General features: G+C 44.9%; 12 protein-coding genes. 11 read left to right on the plus strand and 1 reads right to left on the minus strand.

All coding sequences use genetic code 11. From position 1 onward, the window contains the following. Positions 1 to 89: 89 nt before the first annotated feature. The 9 genes from U1F02_RS07090 to U1F02_RS07130 all read left to right on the plus strand — a co-directional run bounded on the left by U1F02_RS07090 (position 90) and on the right by U1F02_RS07130 (position 13135). Positions 90 to 2486 (plus strand): glycosyl hydrolase family 95 catalytic domain-containing protein, encoded by a 2397-nt coding sequence (locus tag U1F02_RS07090; RefSeq protein WP_409989677.1) that lies wholly within the window; start codon positions 90 to 92, stop codon positions 2484 to 2486. Positions 2487 to 2612: 126 nt separating this feature from the next. Beyond that, the gene (locus tag U1F02_RS07095) at positions 2613 to 5507 is read left to right on the plus strand and encodes a TonB-dependent receptor (RefSeq protein WP_409989678.1); all 2895 of its coding nucleotides are present in this window, start codon (positions 2613 to 2615) and stop codon (positions 5505 to 5507) included. Positions 5508 to 5683: 176 nt separating this feature from the next. Next, on the plus strand, positions 5684 to 7381 hold the full coding sequence (locus tag U1F02_RS07100) for a DUF5597 domain-containing protein (protein WP_409989679.1): 1698 nt from the start codon (positions 5684 to 5686) through the stop codon (positions 7379 to 7381). Between the two features lie 208 nt (positions 7382 to 7589). Next, positions 7590 to 8447 carry a substrate-binding periplasmic protein gene (locus U1F02_RS07105; RefSeq protein ID WP_409989680.1) on the plus strand — a complete coding sequence of 286 codons (858 nt, stop codon included), beginning with the start codon at positions 7590 to 7592 and terminating at the stop codon, positions 8445 to 8447. 274 nt (positions 8448 to 8721) lie between these two features. Next, complete coding sequence (locus U1F02_RS07110; RefSeq protein ID WP_409989681.1) at positions 8722 to 9516, plus strand: IclR family transcriptional regulator; 795 nt, start codon at positions 8722 to 8724, stop codon at positions 9514 to 9516. A 105-nt stretch (positions 9517 to 9621) separates the two neighbouring features. Beyond that, entirely contained in the window at positions 9622 to 10977 is a 1356-nt protein-coding gene (locus U1F02_RS07115; RefSeq protein ID WP_409989682.1) for a putative glycoside hydrolase, read from the plus strand. A 73-nt stretch (positions 10978 to 11050) separates the two neighbouring features. Beyond that, positions 11051 to 11674: a DUF3617 domain-containing protein gene (locus U1F02_RS07120; protein WP_409989683.1), complete on the plus strand. Its 624-nt coding sequence runs from the start codon at positions 11051 to 11053 to the stop codon at positions 11672 to 11674. Positions 11675 to 11853: 179 nt separating this feature from the next. Continuing rightward, complete coding sequence (locus tag U1F02_RS07125; protein ID WP_409989684.1) at positions 11854 to 12408, plus strand: cytochrome b; 555 nt, start codon at positions 11854 to 11856, stop codon at positions 12406 to 12408. Positions 12409 to 12445: 37 nt separating this feature from the next. Then, positions 12446 to 13135: a VIT1/CCC1 transporter family protein gene (locus U1F02_RS07130; protein WP_409989685.1), complete on the plus strand. Its 690-nt coding sequence runs from the start codon at positions 12446 to 12448 to the stop codon at positions 13133 to 13135. Positions 13136 to 13163: 28 nt separating this feature from the next. On the opposite strand, the gene U1F02_RS07135 is transcribed toward U1F02_RS07130, so the two are convergent. Beyond that, positions 13164 to 13853: a type 1 glutamine amidotransferase gene (locus U1F02_RS07135; RefSeq protein ID WP_409989686.1), complete on the minus strand. Its 690-nt coding sequence runs from the start codon at positions 13851 to 13853 to the stop codon at positions 13164 to 13166. 206 nt (positions 13854 to 14059) lie between these two features. On the opposite strand from U1F02_RS07135, the gene rhlB reads away from it, so the two are divergent. Together rhlB and U1F02_RS07145 are read left to right on the plus strand one after the other, a co-directional pair. Continuing rightward, positions 14060 to 15640 (plus strand): ATP-dependent RNA helicase RhlB, encoded by a 1581-nt coding sequence (gene rhlB, locus U1F02_RS07140; RefSeq protein ID WP_409989687.1) that lies wholly within the window; start codon positions 14060 to 14062, stop codon positions 15638 to 15640. A 63-nt stretch (positions 15641 to 15703) separates the two neighbouring features. Further along, the gene (locus U1F02_RS07145) at positions 15704 to 16582 is read left to right on the plus strand and encodes a DMT family transporter (RefSeq protein WP_409989688.1); all 879 of its coding nucleotides are present in this window, start codon (positions 15704 to 15706) and stop codon (positions 16580 to 16582) included. Positions 16583 to 16645: the final 63 nt, after the last annotated feature.

Below are 16645 nucleotides of genomic sequence, written 5' to 3' on the forward strand. Positions count from 1 at the left end.
AACATGGCTTAATATGCGAAAAAATAACTCATAAATACCATTTATAGTACAAATCGTTTTAATTCCATTCTTAAACTCAAGGCGAACCCATGCGGGCTAGATTGCTTAACGCATTTCGGCATCTTTCTCGTGGCCAGCGGCTATTACCGCTGGTGCTTTTGTTCGCTCATAGCTTTGTTTGCGCCGCAGAACCCGCGTTAAAAATTTCCTTTGATCAGCCCGCCGCCAATTGGGAACGTGAAGGTTTGCCAATTGGCAATGGCGCAATGGGCGCGGTGGTGATGGGGGGCGTTGAAATTGATCGGCTGCAATTCAATGAAAAGACACTCTGGACGGGTGGGCCAGGTTCAAAACAAGGTTATGACTTCGGAATACCGTCGGAATCACAGATAAACAATTTGGTGTCTGTGCGCAAACAGATCGAAGAGGTGGGTGAATTAACGCCTGAAGCGGCTGCCAAGCGTCTGGGACATAAAGCGATCGGTTACGGCGATTACCAAAATTTTGGCGAACTTGTTCTGAAATTTGAGCCGATTGGGCGTTTTTCAGATTATCGCCGTGAGCTGGACTTGGATAAGGGGTTGGTGCGCGTCACTTATACGCAAAATGGTATTCATTTTTTGCGCGAATATTTTGCCAGTTATCCCGATGGCGTTATTGCAGTTCGTGTGAGTGCCGATAAACCCAAGTCGGTCAATGTTAACGCGAGTTTCAATATTCCCGATAATCGTAGCCTGCAAATCACTGTTAAACAGGGGCGTATAACCGCGAGCGGAAACTTGAATGACAACGGTTTAGGTTATCGAGCGAGTTTTGCCGTTATTGCCAACACGCCGGTTAGCGAAACAGAAAATGAAGTGAAAGTGGTGGGCGCTGACTCTGCGCTTATCATTCTTAAAGCCGGTACTAATTACGCTCAACGGTATCCATCATATCGTGGCGAAGACCCCAAAAAAGTCATTGAAAGCACATTGGATCGTGTCAGCAAAAAGTCTTTCGATAAACTTTTGGCTGATCACCAGGCAGATTATCAAAAAATTTTTGGTCGTGTGACCTTGGATTTGGGGCAAGTATCAACAGATTTAACGACCCCTCAAATACTTAATAAATATCGCAAAGGTGACGCGAATTTAGATCGAACTCTGGAAGCAATTTATTTTCAGTTCGGGCGCTATTTATTAATTTCATCGTCGCGCAAAGGCTCTTTACCTGCAAATTTGCAGGGCGTTTGGAATGCGTCTAACACCCCTCCGTGGAATGATGATTACCACGTAAACATTAATTTGCAGATGAATTATTGGTTAGCCGAAACCACAAATTTGCCTGAAACATTACCGCCGTTTTTCGATTTTGTAGAGTCTTTGGTCTTGCCAGGCGAACAAGCCGCCAAACAACTATTTGGTGCGCGTGGCTGGACCCTTTTTCTCAATACCAATATTTGGGGATTCACGGGGCTTATCGATTGGCCAACGGCGTTTTGGCAACCGGAAGCGGGTGCGTGGTTGGCTCAGCATTTCTACGAACACTATTTATTTAGCGGTGACACAAAATTCTTACGCGTGCACGCATATCCATTGATGAAAGGTGCTACGCAATTTTGGTTGGATGCTTTGGTAAAAGATCCCAGTGGTAAGTGGGTGGTATCACCTAGTTTTTCACCAGAGCAGGGGCCATTTGTTGCAGGCGCTGCTATGTCGCAACAGATCGTGTTCGATCTTTTACGTAACACATCTGAGGCAGCACATACTCTCGGCGATGAAAATTTTGCGAAAAAGTTAAGCGCTGTTCTCACCAATTTAGATCCCGGTTTGCGTATCGGTAAATGGGGGCAGTTGCAAGAGTGGCAACAAGATATTGATGATCCTAAAAATCAACATCGCCACATTTCCCATCTATTTGCCTTGCATCCTGGACGTCAAATCGACTCAGCGGAAACACCAGAATTTTTTCAAGCAGCGCGCACCAGCCTAAATGCGCGCGGCGATGGCGGCACGGGTTGGTCACAGGCTTGGAAAATAAATCTTTGGGCTCGCCTTTTAGATGGTGACCGCGCACACAAGCTTTTATCAGATCAGCTTGTCATGAGCACTCTACCTAACTTATGGGATAACCATCCACCTTTTCAAATTGATGGCAACTTCGGCGCAGTCGCTGGTATCGCCGAAATGTTGCTTCAAAGCCAAAACAATCAAATTCAACTGCTTCCCGCTTTACCTGGCGTTTGGTCAAACGGTTCAGTCAAGGGTTTACGCGCACGTGGTAATTGGGGTGTTGATTTGGTTTGGAAAAATGGCGAGCTAGATGAGGCGGATTTAACGGCGGGACTTAGCGGAAAGGTAAGGCTGAAAAATTCAATTTTCAGAAAGGCATTTTCACTTATTGAAAAAGATAGCGGTAAAAAAGTCACTGTCGACATTACTGGTGATACAGGTTCATTCGTCGCAACAGCGAATAAGACCTATCTCCTAAATACAGTCAAACATTGATCTTGGGTTTCGCAATGCGAGATCAAAGGCAAGCGTGTGAAGTTGCAAGTGTATGGAGTTGCAAAAAAGTCACAATCATAAGTGACGAAAAAATTGGGTGTTAATTATTCTAACTGGAGAACGACAATGATAAGTAAAAACCAACAAACATTTCTGAAAAAGAAATTACCGGTTTACATCAAGCTTGCGTCAAGCATGTCTTTGGTGTTTGGTGCTATGGGTTCCGTGCAAGCCTATGCTGCCGAAGCAGCCGAAAGTACGGAAGAGATTGTAATTACAGGTCAGCGTGCAAGTGTTCAAAGCGCACAGGAAGTAAAGAAAAAATCTAACGTTATTGTAGATTCAATTGTTGCTGAGGACATCGGTAAGTTACCTGATCGCAGTGTAACGGAAGCCTTGCAACGTGTACCGGGTGTTTCAGTTGGACGTTATACCAATAATGATGCGGAACACCCAGCTGCAGAGGGTAGTGGTGTATCTATTCGCGGTTTGACGCAAGTTCGCGCTGAATTAAATGGTCGCGATGTTTTCTCTGCGGCAAGCGGTCGCGGTTTGAGTTTTGAGGATGTTCCAGCGGAATTAATGTACGCGGTGGATACTTACAAAAGTCCGTCTGCCGATATGATCGAAGGTGGCCTGGGTGGTACTGTGAACTTGCGTACTCGTATGCCGTTTGATTCAGCAGGTCAACTAGCGAGTTTTACCATCAAAGGTAACTACGGTGATCAAATTAAAGAAACCAACGGAGAATACTCCGGCTTGTACAGCAACCGTTGGTCTACCGATGCAGGTGAATTCGGTTTTTTAATTGATTTATCAACGTCCAAATTGGCGAGCCGTTCTGACCAGGTTTACTCTCGTCCATTCTTGCCAAGAACTATTGATGGAAAAGATCAATGGGTTTCTAAGGGTGTGGATTGGCGTCGCAACGATTATTTCAGTCAGCGCGATGGCAAATACGCTGCGTTCCAATGGGCGCCTAATGACGAAACAGAAGTTTATCTCACTGGTTTCCAAAGCAAACTGAAATCTGAATACGATGAAAACGCATTCTTTTTAAATAGTGCTAACGGCGATAACGCCATAGTTCCAACCAGTGCAAAAAATTGGAAATACGGCGCAAATGGCGAAATGATTTCCGGTGATGTTACAGTTGCAAATCCTGCTGACTGGGGGTTGAACTTTGGTACAAGTACGCGCTGGACTCCGGGCACTTCGACCACCACCGATTATTCGACCGGCATCAAATGGTCGCCAGATGATCACTGGAAGTTCTCGGCTGATTTACAATACGTGAAGGCAGAAGCAAACAAAGACGACTACACGCTCGGTGTTATTTTGTTCCCACCCACCGCGCGTTTGGATGGCGTAGGTACTGAAAGCGCATCAATTTATATTGATCCTCAGTACATGACTAATTACGCGAATTACACGCTTGGTCAAGCAATGACTCACTTCGAGCGTAACGAGGCCGATGCAAAAACGGGTCGTTTTGATGTGGAATACAGCTTCGATGATTCCATTATTAAATCTGTTAAAGCCGGTGCACGTTATTCAGAGAAAACCGCTGACAACATTAACACCGGTTACGATTGGAAAACCCGTTACGACACATGGACCGCGGGCGGCGGTAACCGAAACCAAATTACCAAGGTTACCGGGGATCAAGCGTCAAAATATTTAACGCTTTATTCGTTTAATGATTTCCAACGTGGCGATGTACAAGTTCCTGCAGCCGGTTATATTTATTCCGAAAATGCTGTTAAGAATTTCTGGGCAACTACCGAGGGTGTCAATGCGGGTTGTAACGACTGGTATTGCGGTAACGATAAAAACGCCTTGACCAACGAAGCCTACAGAAATACCCAAGAGGAAAAAACGGCCTCTGGTTACATCATGGTTAACTACGGCTTTGATGATTTGTCTATGCCGGTTGACGGTAACATTGGTGTGCGTGTTGTAAAAACAGACAATGTTGCTCACGGCCACCTTACCACCAACGAAGTTAAGTTGCCTGATGGTACGGTTCTGCAAAGTGCAAATGCCGGTGATTTTGATGCGAAAAATGATTACAGCCATGTGTTGCCAAGCTTTAACTTGAGAGTGAAAGCAACTGAGGATTTGTTTATCCGTCTTGCGGCATCAAAAGCGATTTGGGCTCCAAGTTTTTCTGACATGCAAGCGCGTATGACTATTAGTGCTGCAGTTAAAGATGGAATCACCAAACCAACCAGTATTAGCGATTACAACTTCACGCTTAGCCAAGACACCAACCCCTATTTGGAACCAATGACGGCGAAACAATTTGATGTTTCTGCTGAATGGTACTTTGATGAAAAAGGTGGAATGGCACACGTCGCATTCTTCAAAAAGGAAGTTGATGATTTCTTTAGAAGAGGTACATCGAACTTCAATATTAATGGTATTGCAGGTACCGCAACCTGGTTGGCCAATATAGGTTCAGGTGATATCAAGGGTATGGAAGTTGGTGCCAGCAAATTCTTTGATACCTTGCCAGCGCCTTTTGATGGTTTAGGCTTGGATGTTAACTACACCTATATCGATAGCAAAGCTAATATTCCATTGCCCAAACCAGGTACAGGTAACGGCGCTGCACCAATCGATACTAACAAAGATCAATACGGCCAGATGCCTATCGATCAATTGTCTAAGAATGCATTCAACGTTGTGGGGATGTATGAGAAAGATGGTATCTCTGCGCGCTTGGCCTATTCATGGCGCAGTAAATATTTGATCGCGTGGGGTAGTAATGGATTCAATCCGGATTTCCCAGATGGTTCAGGCAAGGCAGCGATTCCAATTTACAACGATGATTATGGTCAGTTGGATGCATCTATTGGTTACACCTTCATGGATAACTACACCGTTACTTTAGAAGCGAGTAACCTGCTGAAAGCAAAAACCATTGGTATCATGGATCAAATAAAAGCCGGTGATCATGTTGCCTATTCTTATGCACAAGATGCGCGTTACTCAATTAGTTTGAGAGCTAAGTTTTAATTTTAGTTCGCAAACGTGAGGTGTGAATAAACCCCGTAACGGTAACGCGTTATGGGGTTTATTTTTTGACATATATTTACCCTAGTTTTGCTCGGTGGATCGAGTTAATTTGTTACCATGGGTTTTCATAAATAATCGATTTAAATCAACCAAAAATAAAATTTAGCGAGGCCTCCATGATCAAGCTATCAAATCTTCGTAGGACCACAATTTCTACTTTAGCTCTATGTGGTTTTTTGTGTACGCCATTTATTGCTCAGGCAGTATCTACACCGGAGTTTGTGACCAAAAATGGTCGTCACGCACTCATGGTGGATGGCGAGCCTTTTCTGATGCTGGGGATGCAAGCGAATAACTCCAGCAATTATCCGGACACCTTAAAATATGTGTGGCCAAGCTTCGAAAAAATGCAAGCCAACACTTTAGAAATTCCGGTTGCCTGGGAACAAATTGAGCCGGTTGAAGGTAAGTTTGATTTTTCCTATGTCGATACGTTGCTGCAACAAGCGAGAGAGCGAAATGCGCGTTTAGTGTTGTTGTGGTTTGGAACTTGGAAAAACAATGCGCCGCATTACACACCAGCTTGGGTGAAATTAAATAATGAACGTTTTCCGCGTGTGGTAACAAAAACGGGCGATACCTTAAATTCTTTATCGCCTTTGGGGAAAAATACTCTCGCTGCTGATAAAAAAGCATTTTTGCAGTTAATGACTCATCTCAAAAAAGTGGACGAGCAAAATACCGTCATTATGGTTCAAGTTGAAAACGAAGCTGGTACTTGGGGTTCTGATCGTGATTTTTCGCCAATGGCAAATGCGGTATTCAATTCAGCGGTACCTGCAGATCTCAAAAAAAAAATTGGCGTGAAAGCGGGCACGTGGCCGCAAGTATTTGGTAAGGATGCAGACGAATTTTTTCATGCCTACTACATAGCAAAGTTCTGCGAAGAATTGGCATCTGCAGGAAAGGCGATTAAATCTTTGCCCATGTACGCCAATGTCGCGCTGCGTGATCCATTCAATCCAACCAATTGGGAGAAGGGTGGCGCAACAGATAATGTTATCCATATTTGGAAAGCAGCCGCACCAAGTTTGGATGCCGTAGCGCCAGACATTTACAACCCAGATCATAAAACAGTGGTGAAGTGGTTAGAGCAATATTCGCGTGAAGACAACCCATTGTTTGTTCCAGAAATCGGTAATAGCCAAGCCTACGCCCGTTATTTTTTTGATACCTTGGGTAAAGGCGGTGTAGGCTTTTCTCCATTCGGTATGGACGATACCGATTATGTAAATTATCCGCTTGGTGCTGCTAAATACGATGACGAGATTATTGAAAATTTTGCGCAACACTATCGTGTGCTAGCACCAATGGCCCGTGAATGGGCGAAATTAAGCTTTGAAAATAAAGTGTGGGGTGTGTCTGAACCTGTCGATAGCGAAGCTTTGAAAAAAATGGCGGCTAAGCCAGATGCAAGCAAAGAAGATAAAGAGGCTGCCAGCAAAAAAATTGCAGAATCGCTGACGCAGACATTGGATTTAGGGAAATGGAATGCAGAAGTCACTTACGGTCGCCCTATGTTTTTCACTGCACCTCCAACGGGTAATGATGTGGCTAGCGGCGGTGCGCTTATAGCGCAATTGAGTGAGAACGAATATCTCGTTACGGCGTTTAAAGCTCGCGTTGAGTTCAAACCTTCTGCAGAAATAAAAGATTCCAAATATATGATTGAGCGGGTTGAAGAGGGGCATTATGAAAAAGGTAAGTGGGTAATGGAGCGCGTTTGGAATGGTGACCAAACGGATTGGGGATTGAATTTCGGCAAGCGCCCACATGTATTAAAAATTCGTATGGCTACCTATAAAACAAATTAATGACAATCGAAACCAAAATGAACTAACCTAAGAGTAAGTTAAGTAACTCGATAATTTTCATTGTGACTATAAGGACCCTCTGTCGCCAGCAGAGGGTTTTTTTTGTTGAGATGAATTACCAGTTCTTAGCAAAACTAAACTTATGATTAATTTCACCTAGCTATACTCACGGCATGTAAATTTGGGGTTGTTCTTAATGAGCGTAAAAATGTGTAAGTTTTTTTCATTTTTTATATCTGTAGCGGCTCTGTTAATAACTGTTTATCCCGCTTCTGCTGAAACTTATAAGATAAATTTATCGGATGCTGATCCTAATGGCCCCTACATGGCCTCTATGATTAAGCTGGCGTTTGAGCATTTAGGACGGAAAGTAGAATTTCAGCCTGTCACAGATGATATGACGCAAACCCGCCTGCAAGAAGACACCCTGAACGGCAAGTTAGACATTATGTGGGCTGGTACCAGCAAAGAACTTGAAGATCAACTTGAACCTATTCGAATTCCCATGTTTAAAGGTTTGTTGGGACACAGGCTTTTAATCATTCGAAAGGATGATCAAGCAAAGTTCGATAAAGTAAATAACATTGAAGATTTGCGCCAAATTCCGTTGGGTCAAGGTACTGCTTGGATTGACACAAAGATTTTGGAAGCCAATGGTTTAAAAGTAGTAAAAACCATGAAGTATCAAAATTTATTTTTTATGGTGGACGGCGGACGTTTTGACGCCTTTCCCCGCGCTGTGTTTGAGCCTTTCAGTGAAGTTGAAAAGCGACCCAATTTAAATCTCGCGGTGGAAAAGCATTTAATGCTGGTATACAAAATGGATTTTTATTTATTTGTCAGCAAGAACAATAAACAACTTGCACGTGATTTGGAGCTGGGTTTGAATCGTGCCATAGCTGATGGTTCATTTGAGAAAGTGTTTTTGAGTGCTCCCAGCGTACAAGAGGCGATTTCGAAAGGAAATTTAAAAAACCGTGTAGTTATACCGCTTAACAATCCATTCAACTCTAAAGAAACACCTATAGATCGCCCTGAACTCTGGATAGATCCTGCCAGTCTTTAATAGTGGGCTGCAAGGGCCTTCGGCCCTTCGCTTTGATACTCCTGATTAATCCGTCTCGCGTTCAACTCGTTAAGAAATTTGATAGAAGATAGAAATAGCCTATCCCGTGCATCTCTCACCTACGTATTTTTATGTTATGGTATAAATGACTTTATCTGGTCGCGTTTTACAAGCAATTCGTGTTTTCACATATAAATATCTGCTATTGTGGTGCTCGTGCGAGCCTTAAACAGCAGTCTATCGGCAATTTTCATAATTACATTTATAAAAAATCATGGCTAACAACACTATTAATGAATCATTAGCGGATGAAGACCGGAAATATAGGGCACCCGCGCTTGAAAAGGGTTTGGATATTCTAGAGCTATTAGCCCGTAATGGCGCTCCTATGACAACGTCACAAATGGCTGTAACGCTAGGTCGTTCTGTGAGCGAATTATTTCGAATGGTATTGGCGCTTGAGTTTCGCGGGTACATAGAATCGTCGCCCGATGGGCGCGATGGTTATATGCTAACGAATAAGCTATTTACTCTAGGTATTGCACAGGGCTCAGCGCGTTCACTGTTGGAAACTTCCCTTCCTGTGATGAAAGATTTGGCGCGGGAACTCGGCCAGTCGTGTCATCTTATTGTTCCTTCTGGCGATCAAATCGTAGTGGTGGGGCGAATTGAAAGCCCTATGGATTTGGGTTTCTCGGTGCGTGTTGGTTATCGTCGTTTGCTGGTAGAGGCTAATTCCGGCTTGTTGCTTTATGGTTTTGCGCCCGCTGAAACACAGTTACGTTGGTTGCCCCAACTGCGTGCTTCTTCCGACGCTGAAACCATTGAACGCTTTTTGCAAAAATCAAAAGTAGCTGCCGAGCGCGGCTACGTGCAATCCGCAAGTGATTTCGTTGAAGGTGTTACAGATATTTGTGTGCCGATTTTGGGTTTAAATGGCGCAACAGCAATTCTTAACGTACCCTTCATCACTATCAAATCGCAATCAATTACATACGAACAAGTTATTGAGCGGCTTAAAGTATCTGCGCGTAAAATTGCAGATGCATTGAGTAACGAAGGCCGTTAACCAGTCTTTGTTTGTTCAACGAAATATTAGTTAGAATTCCCGCTTGGCGGGAATTCTGCTTTTTGGCGATCCATAATCCTCTAATAAGATAACGGGAGAATATTTATGCAACAACAACCTGCAATGTGGCGCACAGCCATGATTGGATGTTTAAGTCTTGCGTTGGTTTCCTGCACGCACAGCGAGCAAAAATCTGCTGAGAAAAAGCCAGCAGTAGTTACTCCGGTTGTGACCGGTGTGAATCTATATTCAGCTCAAGCAAATTCGTCTGTTCGTGTTGTTGTTGAAAGTCCTGTTGGTCAGCAAACTCTTGAGGCAAATTCAGCGTCAGTTGCCAAGGTTGCTGGTTCATCTGCCCCTAATGCAGATGTAAGCGTAACCAAAACAGACAAAGCAGCGGTTGGCGATGCTCTTACGTTTGCGTGGAAAGACTCTTGGCGCGCAGCTCTTAATTTCGAAGCTACTGCACCATTGGATTTACGTGAATATATGACTAATGGCGTAGTCAATTTTGATCTCAATGTGATCGAGCTTGCAAAAGGTGGTTTAGCATTTAAGTCCAAATGCGCTGGCGAAAGTTGTGAGCGTAAGATTCCCTATCTGTTAGAGGCCCGCGATCAAATCGGTAAAGGTTGGCAACATCTAAGTGTACCGCTGAAGTGCTTCTTACAAGATGGCGATGATTTTTCCGCTGTGCGCTTGCCGTTCTCACTAGAAACTGGTGGCGAGGGTAAAGTTGCTATCGCTAACCTAAATATTCAAAAATCTGGCACCACAAACGTGAATTGCCCGGATTACAAAACTGTTGCTGTTACTCCTTCCATGTTGAATGAATGGTGGTCCATAAGTTGGTGGCATCCACGTCATTTGCAAAAATTAGAAGAAATCAAAACCCGCAAAAATGCTCAGTTGATTTTTATTGGCGATTCCATCACCCAAGGCTGGGAGCGCGATGGTTTTAATGTTTGGAATCGTAACTACGCTAAATACAATGCAATTGATCTGGGCTTTAGTGGCGACCGCACCGAAAACGTATTGTGGCGTTTGTTGCAAGGTGAAGTTGAAGGTTTGAATCCTAAAGTTGCGGTGTTGATGTTTGGTACTAACAACACTGGCCACCGTCAAGAAAAGCCTGAACTTACCGCAGCGGCAATCAAGCGTGATATTGAAGAGTTACAAAAGCGTTTACCGAATACCAAAATTTTGCTGTTGGCGATTTTCCCGCGCGATGAAAAACCCGACGGCGAGTTGCGTCAAATCAATACCAAAATCAACGCCATTATTTCGACCTTTGCGGATAACAAAAAGGTGTATTTCCTTGATATCAACAAATCGTTCTTGGATGAAAATGGGATTTTGTCGAAAGATATAATGCCTGACTTGTTGCATCCTAATGAAAAGGGTTATGAGATTTGGGCTAAGGCAATGGAACCAACTTTGCTCAAATTGCTTAAGCATTAAGATTTCAAAGCCGCTTTTACAAGCGGCTTTTTTACACTCAGAATGTTCGTGAATTATTTAATGGGAGATGAAAATGAAATTAGCTAAATTGACAGGACTCATTGTAGCTTCAGCGATGAGTATTAATGCCTACGCGATTCATGTGGACATGAAACCGGGCTTGTGGGAGCACACCTTCAAGATGAATGAAAACAGCGTGGGAGCTTTAAACGAAGCGCAAATGGAACAAGCCAACCACGCTATGGAAGAAATGAAAAAGCAAATGGCCAACATGCCGCCTGAACAGCGCAAAATGATGGAGGATATGATGGCAAAGCACGGGGTAAAAATGTCTGATAAAGGCATAGATATACCAGCCCAAGGTGTACATATCTCCAAAGATGGCACAGTCGTAAAAGCATGCGTCACGCAAGAAGAAATAGACCGTGGCGATATGCCGCAAGCGGATGAAAATTGCGAGCAAAATATTACTCAGGTATCTGCAAGCGTTTTAAAAGCTACTTACGTTTGTAAGGGCGAGCATCCAACTCGTGGCGAAGGGCAAATTGTTTTCCAAAACGATAAGTCCTATACAGGCACCACCAAGTTTACGACCGAGATCAACGGAAAAATGGAAACCATTCAGGGAACGCATTCTGGAAAGTGGCTTGGTGGCGATTGCGGCAATATAAAACCGCAATCACCAAAAGCAAGATAAGTTTAGGTTAAATGAATTTAATAATGCTCGCTTTGGCGAGCATTATTGTTTTTAAGGATTAAATATCTCGCGTTTGATGTAAAACAACGAAGCACTGGTTTTACCTGTGGCGTTGTTTGTCGCATAATAGTGGTGGCGTTCGTGCGCAACTAAAAAAATTAACGCAATGTGAGGTATTTATGTCTGATAACAGTTCCCAAATAAAAAAATTTAACCCCGCATTAATTTCGTTGCATTGGTTGATGTTGTTACTGATTATTGGTTCCTATGTAACAATGGAACTCAGTGAATCCTATCCCGAAGGTAGTCCAGAGCATTTTGCATTAAAAGCAAATCACTTTTCTCTCGGTGTTTCTATTTTGTTATTGGTCGTTGTGCGTGTGCTAGTGCGCGTGTTCACCAAAGTGCCGCCCATTATTCCCGCGCCCGATGCCAAACAAGAATTGCTCGCTAAATTAATGCACTTGGCACTTTACGTATTTATGTTTGCAATGCCTATTACCGGCTGGTTAATGGTTAACGCACACGGCTATCCCGTTTCTTTTTGGGGGTTGGCTGAGTTGCCCAGGCTGATGGGAGAAAATAAATCGATAAACCACTTCCTGCATGAAGCCCACGAGGTTGGAGGAAGCTTGGGTTACTTTTTGATTGGACTGCACGCCGCCGCCGGGTTGTTTCATCATTACAAATTAAAAGACAATACACTGTTGCGTATGTCTTTTTTGAAAAAATAATTTAGTCGTTGTTCTCTCATTCTCGAGGAGAAAAACCATGCGTCACGGCGAAAACCATAAGGTTCAACATCTCGGCTGGTTGCGCGCCGCGGTGCTTGGTGCAAACGACGGAATTATTTCTACCGCCAGCTTGATGATGGGTATTGCTGCGGCCCAAACCTCAAGTCATACGATTTTGCTCACGGGCATTGCTGGTTTGGTTGCGGGTTCTTTGTCGATGGCTGCGGGTGAATATGTTTCTGTTTGCTCGCAAGCCGATACTGAAGCGGCAGATATAGCGCGTGAAACCTACGAGTTAGCAACGCAGCCCGACGCAGAATTGCGCGAACTCACCGAAATTTATGTGGCTCGCGGTTTAGATCGCGAGCTCGCACATCAAGTCGCCGTAAAACTTACCGCTCACGATGCGCTGACAACTCATGCGCGCGACGAATTAGGGATTGTTGAATTTCTACAAGCTCGACCGCTACAAGCCGCACTAACATCTGCAGCAACCTTTGCTGTCGGAGCTTTGATTCCGCTAATTGTGGTTCTGCTTGCACCGGAGTCACAGTTGCTCACTGCAATTGCAGCAAGCTCGCTCATTGCACTCGCATTTCTCGGCGGCTTGGCTGCTAAAGTGGGTGGTGCCGGTGTTATAAAAGGGGCTTGGCGTGTGTGCTCTTGGGGCGCTATCGCTATGGGGTTAACTGCCGCAGTAGGGCACCTGTTTGGCGTGCAAGTTTAAAAATCATCCCTAAGGTTTGCCTTAATACTTAGCTGATCCATTGAGCAAACACAGCGCTCATTGCGTCATTGATGGCTGCAAAGTTTTTCTTGTCTCGCATAATCTCATCGGCGTTTTGCACGTAGATGGAATTGTCTAAATCTTCTGGACAATTTTGGATGAGAGCACTGGCAGATGTTTCCGTAGTTTCCAAATGAAATTGAAATCCGTAAACCTGATTGCCAATTGCGTAGGCTTGATGAGCGCAGGCTTGGCTTGACGCGAGTAGTTGTGCTTGAGCGGGAATCGCAAAGGTGTCTCCATGCCAGTGAAATACTTTCTCGCAAGCTGACAAGATTTTCGCTACCGGATGGTCCTTAACGCTTTCATTTATTTGCAATGGAAACCAACCAATCTCGCGGTGCGGGTTTCGTGTGACCGGTGCACCCAATACACAGGCAATGAGTTGTGCGCCCAAACAAATCCCTAATACTTTTTTGCCAGCCGCAATAGTCTCGCGAATAAATTCTTTCTCCGCTTTTAACCAAGGATATTGGTCTTCATCGTAAACGCCCATTGGGCCGCCCATTACGATCAGCGCGTCAAAGGTGTCTAGATCAGATGCTTGCTCGCCCTTGTACCAATGTGTGGTGGTCAAGCTATGCCCCTTGGTCTGAATATCAGTGAGAAGACTACCAACATCTTCAAAGGGAACGTGCTGCAGGCTGTGAAACTTCATAATGGCACCAAAGTGTGAAGGGATATGGCAGTTGGAAGGAGATTAACCGCTAGGGATATTTTTCTGCAAGCTTGGCTTTGGCTGGAAAATCCTGCTTAAATGCCGATATTTGCTCGCTTTTGCGCGGAATGGCCGCTAATTTGCAGGCAAATTATCATACTAATCTGTATACTTGAACACATTCATCTTCATTCCGGTAAATCACTTTGATCGTTAAATTTCTAAAAAAACTTGTAGGCGCAAACGAAGCTCCCGCATCGCAAGCTCCGTCCTCCAATCAATCGTCAGCTTCAGGCTCTAAAAAGAACGAATCTAATCGGCAGCCCCGGCAGTCGGAAAAGCCTTCTGGTTCGCGTGAGCACAGTAATACCCGCGACAAGAAGCCTCGCTCAAAGCCTGATCGCCCCGCTCAAAACAAACGCCCCCAACAGCCTCGTTCAACACCAAAACAACCGCCGGTAAAACGTGAGCCGTGGGATCCCGCTTCGTTTGTCGTTGAAGAAGTGCCGGGCAAGACTCGTTTTCAAGATTTGGATTTAGAGCCTGATCTTATGCACGCTATTGCCGACTTGGGCTTTAGCTACTGCTCACCGATTCAAGCGCAATCCTTACCGCACGCGTTACAAGGTAAAGATGTGGTGGGCAAAGCCCAAACCGGTACAGGTAAAACGGCAGCGTTTTTAACAGCAATTATCGACGATTTATTGAAAAACCCAATCGCCGAAAAGCGATACGCGGGTGAAGCGCGCGCGCTAGTTATAGCACCTACGCGCGAGTTGGTTATACAAATTGCGGAAGATGCAAAGCTGCTGTGTAAGTACACGGATTTAAAAATTCACACGCTTGTGGGTGGAATGGATTACGTAAAACAACAGCGCCATTTGCATGAGGATTTGGTGGATATTCTGGTGGCAACACCGGGGCGTTTGTTGGATTTTTGTGGCAACAAAGATGTGTATCTTGATCAGCTAGAAGTGCTCGTTATTGACGAAGCAGACCGCATGCTAGATATGGGTTTTATTCCGCAAGTGCGTCAAATCGTGCGTCAAACACCCAAGCGTGAAGATCGCCAAACCTTGTTCTTCTCCGCAACCTTTACTGACGATGTTCGCAACTTGGTAGAGCAATGGACCTACAAGCCCGTCACCATTGATATTCAGCCCGAAAACGTTGCCAACTCAACGGTGGAGCAGCACGTTTATCTGGTATCGACTGAAGAAAAATACACTTTGCTCTATAACTTGATTCAACAAGAACATGCAGAGAGCATGATTGTGTTTGCCAACCGCCGCGATGAATGCCGTGATCTGCAGGAAAAATTGGTTCGCCACGGTGTAAACGCAGGTTTGTTGTCTGGCGAAATCACGCAAAACAAACGCGTTTCAACCTTGGATGCGTTTAAAAATGGCGATATGAAAGTGTTGGTCGCGACAGACGTAGCGGGACGCGGAATTCATATTAGTGATATCAGCCACGTAGTGAATTTTACGCTGCCAGAAGAGCCGGAAGATTACGTGCATCGTATCGGCCGTACCGGTCGTGCGGGCAAGTCGGGCACCTCAATTAGTTTTGCGTGTGAGGACGATGCTTTCCGTTTGGAACCGATAGAAAAATTGTTGGGTAAAGAAATTAAGTGCGAGCAACCTCCTGAATATTTATTGCTAACGCCACCGGATTTACCACCAGCACCCAAAGGTTCACGCGAGGATCGTCCGCGCGGCGGCGCGCGAACTAATCGCAGTGGTGGCAATCGCGGAACGGGCGGCCGCAACGGCGGGCGTCGTTAACAAATCGCAAAGATAGACCGCGAACAATTTCGCGGGCGTAATAAAGTTGAGTTGGTTTAATTCATGTCATCCACAAAGTCGGCGTTAATAACTCTGCACGTAGGCGCATTTTTAATGGCGGCTACGGGGTTGTTTTCGCAGATCATTAATTTACCTGCGTGGGACATTACGGGTTACCGCACTTGGATTGCGGCCGGCGTTTTGTTTGCGTGGGTGTGGTGGCGTGAAGGGCGAGTCGCGTTGGATTCTGCGCGTGACTATCGTCGTATGTTGTTGCTCGGTGTTTTGCTGTGCGTCCATTGGATTACCTTTTTTCATTCCATGCAGGTTTCCAATATCGCCATTGGTATGTTGTCGCTTTACGCTTACCCGGTAATGACGGTTTTTATGGAGCCTCTGCTCAAAGGCACCAAGATCGATTGGGGCGACGTTGCCAGCGGTATGTTTGTGTTGGTTGGGATTTATTTCCTTGTACCCGAATTCGATTTCTCAAACTCCATGACGCAGGGTGTGCTTTGGGGGATTTTGTCTGCCTTCACCTTCGCGTTACGCAATTTGCTGCTGGGCTACTGGTTTAGTGGTCAGTCGTCGGCGCGCTCTATGAGCTACCAAGTTTTGGTTGTCGCGCTCTTGATGACACCCGTTATTCTCACTTCTAAAAATATTCCCAATGAGCATGACTGGATTCTTATCGTCATTTTGGGATTATTTTTTACCGCTTTCTCACACACCCTGTTCGGCTACGCTTTGCGTTACCTAAAAGCAAAGACGGTGGGGTTAGTCGCCTGTATGCAGCCTGTTTACGGGGTTGTGTATGGAATGATTATTTTGAAAAGTATCCCCGATAAGTCGACACTCGTAGGTGGAGCCATCATTGTCACGGCTGCCATCTACGAATCCCTGCGCGAGCACAACAAGTCGGCCATGCCGCTAACGGATTAATTACACCTGCTGGATTGATTCATTTTTTCGTTGTAATCCATCGCTTAAAGCGAACCCTATCTT

It is taken from the genome of Cellvibrio sp., assembly GCF_046347455.1.
GTDB lineage: Bacteria > Pseudomonadota > Gammaproteobacteria > Pseudomonadales > Cellvibrionaceae > Cellvibrio.